The organism is Priestia sp. SIMBA_032 (assembly GCF_046535215.1).
GTDB lineage: Bacteria > Bacillota > Bacilli > Bacillales > Bacillaceae_H > Priestia > Priestia aryabhattai.
The window spans coordinates 1-254 of the sequence record NZ_JAWRXD010001108.1; the positions used below are offsets into that span (position 1 = coordinate 1).

Sequence of the window (254 nt, forward strand, 5' to 3'; positions counted from 1 at the left end):
GACGGCCGGCGAGCCGATCGGACGGGCGATCCGGCTCACGGTGCAGCTCAGCACCCTCCCGGGCCACCGGCCACCCGCCTTCGTCACGCCGACGCTCCCGTTCTCCGAGTGGGAAGCGATCTCCCCCGACCCGTCCGAACTGTTCGGCGCCGACCTGACCGTCGACACGCCCGACGCCGCGGAGTCGCTGGCGCGCCGGGATGCCACCTTCGCTCCCGTGCAGGAGCACTACTTCGCGCATCCACCGCTCATCG

Annotated in this window: 1 protein-coding gene; it reads left to right on the forward strand. The window is 72.4% G+C overall.

All coding sequences use genetic code 11. The features are described from left to right. Window positions 1–254, forward strand: a 254-nt coding sequence (locus SB717_RS37775; RefSeq protein WP_410908288.1) for a hypothetical protein, incomplete at both ends; no start/stop codon positions are given.